This is a genomic window from Kitasatospora sp. NPDC088742, assembly GCF_055584905.1.
In genome coordinates, this window is the sequence record NZ_JBVJLD010000002.1 from 377,099 (window position 1) to 389,890 (window position 12,792).

Consider the following 12,792-nt stretch of genomic DNA (forward strand, 5'->3'; position numbering starts at 1 on the left):
GTGCCGGGTCGTCCGGGGCGGGGGCGGTCAGCCCCTGCTGCCGAACAGGCTCCGCTTGAGCCGCCGCAGCGGCGCGAGCAGCAACACCCGCGTGCTCCGCCGGGTCACGGCCGCCGGGGGCGTGACGCCACGGGGCGTCAGCTCCCTTATCAGGCCGAGCGCCTCGACGGTGTCCACCGCGGGGATCGCCGGAGCACCGAGCACCGAGAGATGGCGGTCGAGGCGGCGGCCGGTCGAGCCGACACCGCACTGGATCGCCGGCACCCGAGGCCGGGGCCGCACTTGCATGTGTTCCATCAGTTTCCCACCCCTACGAGGCGCCAGGGCCGTGAGGCGAAGACTATCCGCGAGTGCCGGAGTCCGCGCAACCGTCCTGGTGTATCTGCCACCGTATCGTGCGACAAGAACTGACGCCGCACCAGATCCGGTCGCAATCGATCACGAGTGCGCATCGACGGGGGCGGGCGGCGCCTGCGGGAGCGCCGGGTCGAGCATCCAGCCGACCCCCAGCCCGGAGAGGCCGAGGCCCAGGAACGCGCAGAGCACCAACACCACGGCCCAGGCGCCGGTCTGACCCCAACTCACCTGCCCCGCCTCGCGGACCAGGCCGACCAGGCCGAACACCCCGGTGACCAGCAGGGCCGCCATCCCGTTGCGCACCCGGCGCAGTTCGGCCTCGACCCAGGTGAGCAACAGCGCGGCCCCGAAGACCAGGCACCAGGCACCGAGCATCCGGACCTCCAACTGGCCTGCGGTCCAAGGCCAGTGACGGACCGCCAGACCGGGCGCCGCGTACAGCAGCAGGCCGAGGGCGGTGAGGCCCAGGCCGTGGCCGGTGACCGGCCCGGCGACCCACCAGGGCAGCCGGGGCGGACGCGGCGGACGCTCCTCCCGGGCCAGCCACTGGGCGGTCAGCGCGATCAGGCCGAGCAGCGGGGCCCCGGCGTGCACGGCGGCCCAGCCCCAGGCGGCCAGCACCCCGAGCAGCGGCCCGCCGGTGAGCTGGAGCGAGCCCCGGCCGAGCAGGGTGGCCAGCCCGGCCAGCGGCATGAACAGCGCCCCGGCGGTCACCGCGACCCGGACGTCCACCCAGCGCCGGGCCCGCAGCGCCAGCAGGTACATGACGCAGCTGCCGCCGTACCCGGCGCCGAGCAGGGCCGCGGAGACCGGGGACATCCGCCAGGCGAACAGGGTGCCGGTGGAGCCGGGGAAGAGGGTGAGCAGCACGAAGAGGTACCCGGCGCCGAGCGCCAGCGGCGCCACCATCAGCGCCTTGAGGACCGGGCTGACCATGGCACTCCCCCTTGTGAGACTAGTCGTCAATATAGAAGTCCGACAGGCTCACGACAACGCATCGCGCAAGATTCAAGAAGTGAACACATTCAGGGGATTGACGCAACTGAAACCTACAAGCAATATCTCTAATGACGCCGAAACGTGGGCCGACTCCGGTCGATTGCCTGCGAGAGCTGAACAGAAGCTGAACAACTGAACTTCCGACACCAGGTGAGCCACTGTCCGGCCGTCTCGACGCTGCGGCGGCCCGGCTCCCCCCTGGTGGACGGGACCGGCGGTCGGCCGTTGAGGGTCGGCCGGACCGCCAACACCGGACCGCCGGTGCCCGCGCTCGCACGGCGCGGGCACCGGCGGTCGCCTTTTCCGGGCCGGTGCGACGGTTCAGTAGAGTGGCGCCAGACCCGGTCAGCCGCCCCTCGGCCCGGCTTCCCCTCGGAGTGAACCAGCGTGAGCCCCCTCCTCAGCATCGTGCTGCCCGTCCACGGCGTGGAGCGCTTCCTCCCCCAGTGCCTGGAGTCGCTCGACGGCCCGCGGGACGGCGAGGTCGAGGTCATCGCGGTGGACGACCTCTCCCCCGACGGCTGCGGCGCCCTCCTGGACGCGCACGCCGCCACCGACTCCCGGTTCAAGGTGCTGCACCTGACGGAGAACCAGGGCCTGGGCGGCGCCCGGATCGCCGGGATGGCCGAGGTCACCGGACGGTACGTCTGGTTCGTGGACAGCGACGACTGGGTGCCCGAGGGGACGCTGGACGCGCTGCTCGCCGAACTCCGCAAGGAGGCCGCCGCCGAGCACCCCGTGGACGTCCTGCTCACCGACTTCGTCCACGTCTACCCCGACGGCACCACCGAGCCCAACCCCTGGGGCCACGTGCTGCGCGGCTCCCCGTTGGAGGCCGGCTGCCGCGCGGTGGACCACCCCGCGCTCTTCCAGAGCGTGATGTCGGTCTGGAACAAGGTCTTCCGCTGGGAGTTCCTGCTCGGCCTGGGCGTGGAGTTCGGGCGCGGGTTCTACGAGGACATCTCCGTCACCTACCCGGCACTGCTCACCGGGCGGCTGCGCTACCTCGACCGCTCCTGCTACAACTACCGGCGCGGGCGCCCCGGCGCGATCACCGCGACGGCCTCCCCCAAGCACGCCGACGCCTTCGCCCAGTACGACGCGATCTTCGCCACGCTGGACCGGCCGGGCAACGACCCCGGGCCCGCGATGCGGCAGCTGGTCTTCGACCGGACGGTCCGTCAGGCCCTCACCATCCACGACACCCCGGGGCTCGTCCCCGCCGAACTCCGGGCCGACTTCTTCGCCCGGATCGCCGGCCACTTCGCCCGCCACCGCCCGGCCGGATACCGCTTTCCCGGGGGAGTCCGCGGCATCCAGTACCGCCTCGCCGCCCGCAACTCCCGGATCGCCTACAACGAACTCCGCCGCGGCGGAGCCCTCCCGGGCAAGCTCCGGAAGGTGCTGGCCAGGGGGTAATACCGGGGGCGCGGGGAACTGCGCGATTCGGAAGGCGGACCAGCGTGCGATCGGAGCACGTCGGCCAGTTGCACGTGTTGCCGTTCCCCCACGCGCCCGCGCGGCGGAGCCGCAGATCAGCAGAGCCTCGCGCCCCCGGCGTCACCACTCCCGTGAGACGTCCCGCCCGAGCCAGGCGGCGAGCTGGGCCGTCGGGCCGGCGTCGGCCGGTGCGGGGCGGACCGGCCCGAAGGGGACGGTGGCGTCACGGCCGTCCGCCGGGAGGACCTGCCGGGCGGCGGCCAGGGCGCCGAGGCCGAGCTCCTCGTCGAACTCGGTGGTGGGGTCGACCACCTGGGCGACGTCCCAGGTGTGGGCGACGGCCTCCATCACGTAGCCACCGAGGGCGAAGCGCCCGGGGATGACGCCCCACGGCACCGAGGCCGGGCCGTCGAGCTTGGCCTCGTCGGCCCAGGCGGCGGCCGCCCGCTCCCGCGCCCGTCCGAGCGCCTGCGCCCACTCCCCGTCCCCGACCTCCCCCACCGAGGCGGCGACGTCCTGGCTGCGACCGCCCTCCCCGACGTAGGCGATCCGGTGGACCCCGCCCACGGCGTGGGAGAGCAGCGCGCGCAGGTCGTACTCCTCGCACGGGGTGGGGCGGTCCAGCTGCTCGGGGGTGACCAGGAGCAGCAGCTTCTCCAACTGCTCGAGGGCGCGCAGGTAGTCGGGGCGGGGGTCGTAAGCGGTGGCGTCCATGGCGGGCGGACCTCTCTCGGATCTGACGTTCCGTCGGGCTGACGAGGGGCACTCTGCCTGGATTACCGGACATCCTCTGTCAGGTTTTACGCTGACCCGGTGCGAGCCGACCGTCTGCTGTCGATCATGTTGCTGCTCCAGACCCGCGGTCTGGTCCCGGCCTCCGAGCTGGCCGAGCGCCTGGAGGTCTCGGTCCGAACCGTGTACCGGGACGTGGAGGCGCTGTCCGCCGCCGGGGTGCCGGTCTTCGCGGAGCGCGGCCGCAACGGCGGGATCCGGCTGCTGGCGGGCTACCGCACCGACGTCACGGGGCTGACCGCGGACGAGGCGCGGGCGCTGTTCGTGCTGGCGACCGACGGCACGCACGACGCGCTGGGCCTGGGCGGGGCGATCGGCTCGGCGCTGCGCAAGGTGATGGCGGCGCTCCCGGCGCCGCACCGGCCGGAGGCGGAGCGGATCAGCGAGCGGATCCTGGTCGACCCGGCCCGCTGGGCCAAGGGCCAGGCGGCCCCCGGCCCGGCCGACTTGGGCGAGCTCCAGCGGGCGGTCTTCGAGGACCGGCGGCTCGAACTCGACTACCGCCACGGCCGGGCGAGCGGACCGAGCGAGTACACCGTCGACCCGTACGGCCTGGTGAGCAAGGCGGGCGTCTGGTACCTGGTGGCCGATCTGGACGGGGAGCCGCGGCTGTTCCGCGCCGACCGGGTGCTGCGGGCCGGAACCACGACGGAGCCCGTGCGGCGGCGGGACGGGGCGGGGCTGGCGGAGGTGTGGGCCGTGCTGAGGGAGAAGGTGGAGCGGCAGCGGGACGACGTGCGGGTGCGGGCCCGGGCGCACCGGCGGCGGCTGGACCTGCTGCTGCGGATCCACGGCTCCTCGCTGCTCGGCCCGCCCGTGCCGGACGGTCCGTCACATGTGCTGGCGGAGTTCGGGTTCGGGGCGGTCGAGGAGGCGCGGACGCTGCTGCCGTTCGGCACCGACGTGGAGGTGCTGACCCCGCCGGAGGCCCGCCGACTGCTGGCCCGGGCGGCGGCCGACACCCTGCGGATGTACTCCGACGCGCGGGGCGAGGGAGACGATCCGTCAGAAGAGCACCCCAACACGGACATTCCACCCCGCGCGGCGTGACGCGGATCGCACCGTCCACGGAGCGGAGCAGTGGACGGGCGGCGGGGTCGATGACGTAACCTGCGGACTGGTCCCGCCCGAAGTTACCGGGCGGGAACTTAGCGCGACGACCGGCCGGCCAGGGAGACCAGATGATCAACCTCATCACCAAGCTCGTGCTCAAGCCCCTGGCGAAGGCGGTCTACCGCCCCGTCATCGAGGGGCTGGAGAACGTGCCGCGCGGTGGTGGCGTGATCCTGGCCAGCAACCACCTGTCCTTCATCGACAGCGTGGTGATCCCGCTGACCGCGCCGCGCCAGGTGTTCTTCCTCGCCAAGGCCGAGTACTTCACCGGCACCGGCCTCAAGGGCGCGCTGTCCAAGGCGTTCTTCAACGCGATCAACGCGGTGCCGGTCGAGCGCGGCGAGTACCGCTCGGCACAGGCCTCGCTGGAGTCGGCGCTGGAGATCTTGAACGACGGCAAGGCCTTCGGCATCTACCCCGAGGGCACCCGCTCGCTGGACGGCCGGCTCTACCGCGGCAAGACCGGGGTGGCCTGGCTGGCGCTGACCGCCGGGGTGCCGGTGGTGCCGGTGGCACTGGAGGGCCCGGAGGAGATCCTGCCGGTCGGAAAGCGCTTTCCGCGCCTGCGGAAGGTCACCGTCCGCTTCGGTGAGCCGCTCCGCTTCGACGAGCTGCACGGCCAGGCCCGCTCGGCCCGGGCCCGCCGCGAGGTCACCGACCAGGTGATGGCGGCGATCCACGAGCTCTCCGGCCAGGAGCTGGCCGAGGTCTACAACGAGCGCCCGATGGCGGCCTGACGCTCCGTCTCCTCCTCGACCGCGTCCTCGACTGCCTCCTCGGCCGCCTCCCCGGCTGACGGGGTCGGCAGCTCCCGGCGCAGCAGCGCCGCGTACCGCCCGTCCAGCGCGAGCAGCTCCTCGTGCGTGCCCAGCTCGGCCACCCGGCCGCCGTCCAGCACCGCGATCTGGTCCGCCCGGCGGACCGTGGAGAGCCGGTGCGCGATGGTGATGGTGGTGCGGCCCTCGGAGAGCGCGTCCACGGCCTGCTGGACGGCCCGTTCGGTCTGGTTGTCCAGCGCGCTGGTGGCCTCGTCCAGGATCAGCACCGGCGGGTTGCGCAGCACGGTGCGGGCGATGGCCAGCCGCTGCTTCTCGCCGCCGGAGAAGCGGTGCCCGCGCTCGCCGACCACGGTGTCGTAGCCCAGCGGCAGGGCGGCGATCAGCTCGTGGATCTGGGCCGCCCGGGCGGCCTCCTCCAGTTCCTCATCAGTGGCCCCGGGCTTGGCGAAGCGCAGGTTCTCCGCCACCGAGGCGTGGAAGAGGTAGGTCTCCTGGGAGACCACGCCGACCGCTTCGGCCAGGCTGTCGAAGGCCAGCTCGCGCACGTCGGTGCCGTCGATCGTCACCCGACCCCCCGTCACGTCGTAGAGCCGGGGCACCAGGTAGCTGAGGGTGGTCTTGCCGGAGCCGGTCTCGCCGACCACGGCCAGCGAGCCGCCGGCCGGGACCTTGAGGTTCACGCCGCTGAGCGTGGGCCGCTCCTGCTCGGGCTGGTAGCGGAAGTCCACGTCCTCGAAGACCACGTCGCCCCGGACGGCCGCCGGGCGGACCGGCTCGGCCGGTTCGGCGATCTCCACCGGGAGGTCCAGGTACTCGAAGATCCGCTGGAACAGCGCGAGCGAGGTCTGCACCTGCACACCGGTGGAGAGCAGGCTGACGGTGGGCCGGAGCAGCCCCTGCTGGAGCGAGACGAACGCGACCAGGGTGCCGATCGAGACGAACGGGGCGCCGCCCGCGACCGCCATCCCGGCGGCCCAGTAGATGACGGCCGGCATCGCGGCCATCACGATCCCGATGGTGGCCATCCGCCACCGCCCGGCCATCGAGGTGCGCACCTCCAGCCCGGCCAGCTCGGCGGACTGCCGGTCGAAGTCGGCGGAGAGCGAGTCGGAGCGGCCCATGGTGCGGCCGAGCAGGATGCCGCTGACGGAGAGCGACTCCTGGACGGCGGAGCTCATCGCGGCCAGCTGCTTCTGCCGCTGAGTGGTGATCTTCTTGCGCTCCTTGCCGACCCGGCGGCTGATCCAGACGAAGAGCGGGAGCAGCAGCAGCGAGACCACGGTCAGCCTCCAGTCCAGCGCCACCATCGCGACCACGGTGGCCACCACGCCGGTGAGGTTGGAGACCAGGGAGGTGGCGGTGGAGGTGACGGTGGACTGCATCCCGCCGATGTCGTTGGCGATCCGGGACTGCACCTCGCCGGTGCGGGTGCGGGTGTAGAAGGCCAGCGACATCCGCTGGAGGTGCCGGTACACCGCGGTGCGCAGGTCGTGCATGACGTGCTGGCCGACGGTGGTCGAGATCAGCGTCTGCAGCACCCCGAAGACCGAGCTGACCACGGCGGTCGCGACCATGCCGAGGGCCAGCAGGCTGAGCAGGCCGGTGCGGCCCTGCGGTATGGCGGTGTCCAGCACCGCGCGGAGCAGGAACGGCGTCACCACCGAGACCAGGGCGGACGCCGCCACCAGCAGCCCGACCCCCAGCAGCCGCCACCGGTAGGGGCGGAACAGGGCCAGGATCCGGCGCCACTGCGCCGGCGGGCGCGGTTCGTCCTTCGCCCTGGCGGGCGGTGTCCAATCGACCGAGTCGGGCCGCACAGGCGTCCTCCATGAACCGGGTACGCGGGCAGGGGGTGTCCCAGCCGCGTACCGAGCATAGCTCATAGTTAGGCGCGCTAATAATGAGCTCCGGTCCTGATCCGCCGTCAGGACCCACGGCCTCAGTCCGTGCGGTACGTGCGGGCCGCCTTGGAGGAGACACCACCCAGGCCGCCGCTCGGCAGCAGCCGGGCGATCGCCACCACGGCCTTGTACCGCTTGCCCGGCACCGACAGCGAACGCCCGCGCGCCAGGTCGGCCAGCGCCTCGTCCACCACCCGCTCCGCCGACAGCCAGCCCCAGCCCGGCACGTTCTTGGTGCCCATCCCGGCCCGCTGGTGGAACTCGGTCCGGGTGAAGCCCGGCGCCAGCGCCATCATCCGCACGCCCGTCCCGCCCAGGTCCCGGGCGATGCCCTGGGTGAACGAGACCACCCACGCCTTGGTCGCCCCGTACGTGCCGCGCGGCAGGAAGGCCGCCACCGAGGCGACGTTGACGACGGCGCCGAAGCCGCGCTCGCGCATGCCCGGGATCGCGGCGGAGGTGGTCCGCAGGATCGCCTCGACGTGCACCTTGAGCATGTCGAGCTCCTGCTCCAGCGGCACAGTCAGATACGCGCCCCGGTTCCCGAAGCCGGCGTTGTTGATCAGGATGTCCACCGGCTTCACAGTGGCCCGCAGCCGGTCCTCGACGGCGGTGATGCCCTCGTCGGTGGCCAGGTCGGCCGGGAGCACCTCGACCTCGACCCCGTACCGCTTGGTGAGGTCGGCCGCGGCGTCCGCCAGCCGCTGGGCGTCACGGGCGACCAGCACCAGGTCGCGCCCGTCCCTGGCCAGCCGGGTGGCGAAGGCCGCGCCGATTCCGGCGGTCGCGCCGGTGATGAGAACAGTCGTCATGCACCGACCGTACCGGTCGGTAATCACCCGTGCACCGGCGCGTCGCCGCCGATCTGACGGCACGTCCGGCGCGCCCCGGGCATTCCGGTCGATTCGTGCTCATAGCGTTGCCGGGTGCGGCGTCAATGTGGACGCCGTACCCGAACAACATGGAGACATCTGATGCCCACTCAGATCCGCACCGGGATAAGACCGGTCGCCGGCCCGGCCGCACGTGCCGCGCTGGCCGCCCTGCTGGCCGAGGGCGAGACGACGCTCAGCGCCGCACCGGCCCACCGTCCCGAGGCCACCGGCGCCCTCCTCCTCACCCCGAGGACCACCCCGGAACGGCGCCCGGCCAGGCCCCCCGAGGAACGCGGCTGACCCCGTCCCCCTGGCGCCCGCCGTCCCACCGGGCCCAGGGGGACACCCTTCTGCAGGCTTGCGCACCTGGCTGCGCCACCGGGGGCGCGAGGAACCGCGCGAATCGGAAGACGGCCCAGAGCCGGATCGGGGCACGTGAGCCAGGTGCACGTGCTGCCGTTCCCCTGCGAGCAGAGCCCCGCGCGCCCGGGGTAACCACCCCGGCCCGAAGCGACCACCTGCCAGGAGCCGTCCGTGCCCAACACCGCCCTGCGGGACCAGTACACCGCCGCGGCCGAGCGCCTCGCGGACCGCGTCCTGGACGCCCTCGACGGCGTCGCACGTCCCGTCGCCCCGTCCCACCCCACCGACCCGGCCGAGCTCGCCGCACTCCGCCTGCTCGGCCCGGACCTCTTCGTCCCCCAACTCCTCACCGGCACCGCCCCCGACCGCCGCACCGCCACCGCCCTCTCCACCGCCCTCGACGTCTTCCCGCCCTCCCCCGACCCCCTCACCACCGCCTGGCTCGACCACACCTCCGGCCTCCTTGCCGGACGCCCCGTCCCGCAGCCCGACCGCACGCCCGACCCGGCCGACTCCTGGCAGCGCTGGTCGGCTCAACTCGCCCTCCTGGCACCGCTCGCACTGCCCGGCCTGGACGGCCCCGTCCACCGCTCCGTCCGCCGCGAACCCCTCGCGCTGGCCCGCGGCACCGTCCGCGCCGTGCTCCGCGGCGACCACCGCACCGCCCTGCGGCTGCTCCGCTGGTGCGCCTGGCTCTCCCATCACCACGAGCCCGCCCTCGACCTGCCCCCGCTGCTCGCCAGGCTCCGCCTCACCGGCGACGGCAGCCGCCGCACGTCCCTCCAACTCGCCGTCACCGAAAGACTGTTGAGCACCCGATGACCGATCGCCTGCTCCGGGCCGCCCAGCAGCTCTCCTCCCGCGCCCTGCACTGGCTGCACCGGGCCCACCAACTCGGCCACGGCGTCTTCCCACCCGACGCGACCCTCGACCCGACCACCCCGGACAGCACCTACAAGCCGCTCGGCGAGTCCGCCCTGGCCGCCTCGCTGGTCCTGCGGGACGGCGTCGCCGGGCGGCGGGACCTGGCGGCGGCGGGCGAGACCATCGAGTTCTGCTGGCACCAGCTCCAGAGCGGGAACCTGCTCTACGAGCGGCAGTTGCGCTTCCCGCAGGCGACCGATCCGCTGGAGGCGTACGCGCACTTCGCCCGGGTCGGCTACCGGCACCGGGAGCTGGACGAACTGCTGCGCACCCTCACCACCCTGCGGGCCGCCGACGCCGTCGAACTCCTCCCCCACCACCGCCTCGCCGTGGCCAACGCCCGCCGCCTCACCGGCCTCCCCCACCAGCGCACGGACTGGGCCACCCTCGCCGCCACCACCTGGCTGGGCGCCACCCCCGAACCCTGGACCATCGACTGGCCCACCGGCTACCACCTCGCCCAGACCGTCTTCCACCTCACCGACTGGGGCGCCGAACCGGACCGGATGCCCGAGCCCCTCCGCGACTACCTCCGCACCTGGCTCCCGGTCTGGGTCGACATCTGGCTGGAGACCGGCCAGTGGGACCTGGTCGGCACACTCCTCGCCGCCGACTCCTGCACCGCCACCCCCGCCTGCGGCCTCGACCCCTGGGAACGCCTCTGCGCCACCCAGCACCCCAACGGCCTCACCCCCCGCGACACCACCCCCGTCAGCCCCGACCCCTCCCAAGCCTTCCGCGACCACGAACACACCGCCACCGTCGCCGTCATCGCCGGCACGCTCGCCCTCGCCCGCGCCCTGTGACTCACAGGGGGAAGGCCGGACAAGCACGGAACGAAAGGAGTTGGTGCGGATGGCCGATCGCGCGGCAACCGAAGGCGTCCCGGACTTCACCCGCCACGACCGATGAAGCGATGACGCGTCCGGCAGAATGAGCTCCGGCCACGAAAGGTGAAAGGCAGAGGACATGACGCAGGCAGAGCCGGCGTACGACCGTCATCGCAGGCTGCTCGAGGACGCTCGGCAGGCCCAGGCTGCCTTGCCTTCCGGCTACAAGATCGAGATCTCCGGCGACGAGATCATCATGATGTCGGCGCCCACCATCATCCACCAGCGGAACCTGCTGCTGGTGCGGCGTCAGTTCGACGCGCACTGCCCGGACGACCTGATCCCGTCCGAGAACACCGACCTCTCCTCCCCCGAGACCGCCAAGCTCCGCAATCCTGACCTCACCTACCTCTCGCTCGACGCCCAGCACGGCTTCGGCACCGAGACCCCCGCGCACTACGCCGCGATCGTGGTCGAGGTCGTCTCGCCGACCAACCCCGAGAACGACTGGCACGGCAAGGTCCGCGACTACCCCCTCATGGGCATCCCGACCTACCTGATCGTCGACCCACGCGACAAGCAGGTCACCCTGCTGACTGGCCTCGCCTCCGGCCGCTACCACCTGCGCACCACGGTCGACTTCGGGACCCTGCTCCCCGTCCCGGCGCCGTTCGGCTTCACGCTCCGGACCGACGCCCTCATCCCCTACACCTGATGGCACGACAACGCCCGGGGCGGGGCGGACCATTGTGGTCCGCCCCGCCGGGAGTGTCAGTTTTTTCTTGGCTCTGTCCCGCATCCGGTGGTAACGCTGCGTGGTGATCACTGGAGGAGGATGCGGTGGCGGAGCAGGGGGAATCCGGCCCGGCCGTGCATCTGCCTCATGATCCGCTTGGTTCGCGTGTTGACGCCCTCGGTGCGGCCGTTGTGGAACGGGAGGGTGAGGCCGGCGTCGACGGCGGCGCGGTCGAGTTCGAGGCCGTTCGCGAAGGAGTGCAGCTGGCGAAGGTCGGTGGCGCGGAGTGCCGTGATCCAGTCGGTGAGCTTGGCGTTGTTGCCCTCAACTGGGGTCAGTAGCTGCGCGAACTCGCGGGTGAGTATGGCGAGTTCGGCCATCCCTGGGCAGGCTTGGGTGAGGTGCCGCGGAAGGACGGTGTCCTTGTCGTACGGATTCTCGGGGCGGGTGAGCAGGAGGCGGGCGAAGCGCTGCGGGGTGGTGACCGGTCTGTCGCCCTCGGCGCGGCCCTGGGTGAGGTAGCGGACCAGGAGGTTCGCGCTGCCGGTGTAGCCCAACTCTTTGATCTCGCGTAGGAGGTGGGTGACGTGCACCGCGGGGTCCTCGGCCCGGCGCCTGCGCAGGTGTCGCGGTAGGGATCGACGAGCGTGGGCTTGTAGCTGGGTGCGCGGCGCTCGCCGGTGGGCTCCTTCATGCGGGCGTACCGTTTGACGGTGTTCAGGGCGACGTCGGGGCGGTGGGCGCATTCGAGCAGTCCGACGCCTTGGTCGAGCAGGTGGTGGACTCGCTGCCAGCGCTCACGGGTGGTCTGCTCGCGTACGCCCCCGGGCCGGGCGGGGTTCACGGCGGTGGCCCGGCAGGCGGCGTGGGAGCGGACCTCGGCCAGGACCCTTGCCGCAAAGGTTGCTCCATAGGTGCCATCTGTCGCTGACCTGCACCGCTTCGGGCAGGGCCTGGCGAATCGCCTCACCGTAGGAGTCGGAGCCGTCGCGGCAGACGTACTCCGCGCCGGGGTGCTCGCGCAGCCACGCGACCAGCGTATGGGCGGTGCGGTCGGGCAGAACAGCGACACGTTCGCCGGTCTCGGCGTCGATGATCACGGTGGCGTAGCGGTGCCGGCGTTTGAGGGCGAATGTACCGGGACGGACGAGACCAGTGACGCACGGGACCCAGCAGCTGGACCCGTTCCTGGACGGCGCGCAGGTGCGTCTGTCACCCGACCGGGTGGTCTCCCTGCGGAGTCTGCTGGAGTTCTGGGCCCAGGACGTCGCCCCCCTCTCCGAGCAGACTGCGGAGGAGGCCGGGGGGCGTGGCGGGTGGAACGCGTACGACACGGCTGGTGCGCTGTACTTCCGCGACCGGGTCGAGCGGGAGATCGAGTCCGCGCCGGAGGCCCTTGTGGTCAAGGAGGCGGACGACCGGTACGGGGCCTGCACCGAGGACGATCCGCGGATGCTCGTCGCGAGGAACGCGGGCGACGAGATCGGTGATCAGGGCTGGTGGTGGAGGCGGCTCTCGGTCTCCGGTCCGGTCCGCGCGGACGCGCTCGAGTACGGCAGGTGGCTGGAGACGGACGAGTAGAGGCGGCGCCCAGGCGCGGCCTGTTCGGCAGCCGCACCCGTCATTGACGGTCCGGCAGTTGAGGGGTGGTCCTTCCGCGTGGTGCGGGAGGGCCACCCCTCG

The 12,792-nt window shown here is 72.5% G+C and carries 13 protein-coding genes and 1 pseudogene; 8 read left to right on the top strand and 6 right to left on the bottom strand.

Going from position 1 to position 12,792, the window contains the following annotated elements:
- Window positions 1–27: 27 nt before the first annotated feature.
- Entirely contained in the window at window positions 28–297 is a 270-nt protein-coding gene (locus ACZ6ZR_RS03830; protein ID WP_465639042.1) for a hypothetical protein, read from the bottom strand.
- A 141-nt stretch (window positions 298–438) separates the two neighbouring features.
- Window positions 439–1,293 (bottom strand): hypothetical protein, encoded by an 855-nt coding sequence (locus tag ACZ6ZR_RS03835; protein ID WP_465639044.1) that lies wholly within the window; start codon window positions 1,291–1,293, stop codon window positions 439–441.
- 450 nt (window positions 1,294–1,743) lie between these two features.
- Here ACZ6ZR_RS03835 and ACZ6ZR_RS03840 point away from each other — a divergent pair, with 450 nt between their 5' ends.
- Complete coding sequence (locus ACZ6ZR_RS03840) at window positions 1,744–2,775, top strand: glycosyltransferase family 2 protein (protein ID WP_465639045.1); 1,032 nt, start codon at window positions 1,744–1,746, stop codon at window positions 2,773–2,775.
- Window positions 2,776–2,916: 141 nt separating this feature from the next.
- Here the strand turns inward: ACZ6ZR_RS03840 and ACZ6ZR_RS03845 are convergent, their stop codons facing one another.
- Window positions 2,917–3,510, bottom strand: a complete 594-nt coding sequence (locus ACZ6ZR_RS03845) for a TIGR03086 family metal-binding protein (RefSeq protein ID WP_465639047.1) — start codon at window positions 3,508–3,510, stop codon at window positions 2,917–2,919.
- A 99-nt stretch (window positions 3,511–3,609) separates the two neighbouring features.
- Between ACZ6ZR_RS03845 and ACZ6ZR_RS03850 the strand changes: the two genes are divergently transcribed.
- A complete protein-coding gene (locus ACZ6ZR_RS03850) occupies window positions 3,610–4,638 on the top strand; it encodes a helix-turn-helix transcriptional regulator (protein WP_465639049.1) in 1,029 nt (342 codons plus the stop codon).
- A 131-nt stretch (window positions 4,639–4,769) separates the two neighbouring features.
- Window positions 4,770–5,438, top strand: a complete 669-nt coding sequence (locus tag ACZ6ZR_RS03855; protein WP_465639051.1) for a lysophospholipid acyltransferase family protein — start codon at window positions 4,770–4,772, stop codon at window positions 5,436–5,438.
- Here ACZ6ZR_RS03855 and ACZ6ZR_RS03860 read toward each other — a convergent pair.
- Entirely contained in the window at window positions 5,411–7,297 is a 1,887-nt protein-coding gene (locus tag ACZ6ZR_RS03860) for an ABC transporter ATP-binding protein (protein ID WP_465639053.1), read from the bottom strand. The two genes, ACZ6ZR_RS03855 and ACZ6ZR_RS03860, sit on opposite strands and share 28 nt — an antisense overlap.
- A 122-nt stretch (window positions 7,298–7,419) precedes the next feature.
- On the bottom strand, window positions 7,420–8,193 hold the full coding sequence (locus tag ACZ6ZR_RS03865) for an SDR family NAD(P)-dependent oxidoreductase (protein WP_465639055.1): 774 nt from the start codon (window positions 8,191–8,193) through the stop codon (window positions 7,420–7,422).
- Between the two features lie 162 nt (window positions 8,194–8,355).
- Here ACZ6ZR_RS03865 and ACZ6ZR_RS03870 point away from each other — a divergent pair, with 162 nt between their 5' ends.
- From ACZ6ZR_RS03870 to ACZ6ZR_RS03885, 4 genes are all read left to right on the top strand, one after another.
- Window positions 8,356–8,556 carry a hypothetical protein gene (locus ACZ6ZR_RS03870; RefSeq protein ID WP_465639057.1) on the top strand — a complete coding sequence of 67 codons (201 nt, stop codon included), beginning with the start codon at window positions 8,356–8,358 and terminating at the stop codon, window positions 8,554–8,556.
- 234 nt (window positions 8,557–8,790) lie between these two features.
- On the top strand, window positions 8,791–9,441 hold the full coding sequence (locus ACZ6ZR_RS03875) for a hypothetical protein (RefSeq protein ID WP_465639059.1): 651 nt from the start codon (window positions 8,791–8,793) through the stop codon (window positions 9,439–9,441).
- The gene (locus tag ACZ6ZR_RS03880) at window positions 9,438–10,349 is read left to right on the top strand and encodes a DUF6895 family protein (RefSeq protein ID WP_465639060.1); all 912 of its coding nucleotides are present in this window, start codon (window positions 9,438–9,440) and stop codon (window positions 10,347–10,349) included. The genes ACZ6ZR_RS03875 and ACZ6ZR_RS03880 overlap by 4 nt, the downstream gene beginning before the upstream one ends.
- 163 nt (window positions 10,350–10,512) lie before the next feature.
- On the top strand, window positions 10,513–11,088 hold the full coding sequence (locus ACZ6ZR_RS03885; RefSeq protein WP_465639062.1) for a Uma2 family endonuclease: 576 nt from the start codon (window positions 10,513–10,515) through the stop codon (window positions 11,086–11,088).
- Between the two features lie 107 nt (window positions 11,089–11,195).
- Here ACZ6ZR_RS03885 and ACZ6ZR_RS03890 read toward each other — a convergent pair.
- Window positions 11,196–12,242 (bottom strand): annotated as a pseudogene (locus tag ACZ6ZR_RS03890) (ISL3 family transposase); the annotation flags it as partial.
- 22 nt (window positions 12,243–12,264) lie between these two features.
- Between ACZ6ZR_RS03890 and ACZ6ZR_RS03895 the strand changes: the two are divergent.
- Window positions 12,265–12,690: a hypothetical protein gene (locus ACZ6ZR_RS03895; RefSeq protein WP_465639210.1), complete on the top strand. Its 426-nt coding sequence runs from the start codon at window positions 12,265–12,267 to the stop codon at window positions 12,688–12,690.
- The last annotated feature ends 102 nt before the right edge of the window (window positions 12,691–12,792 follow it).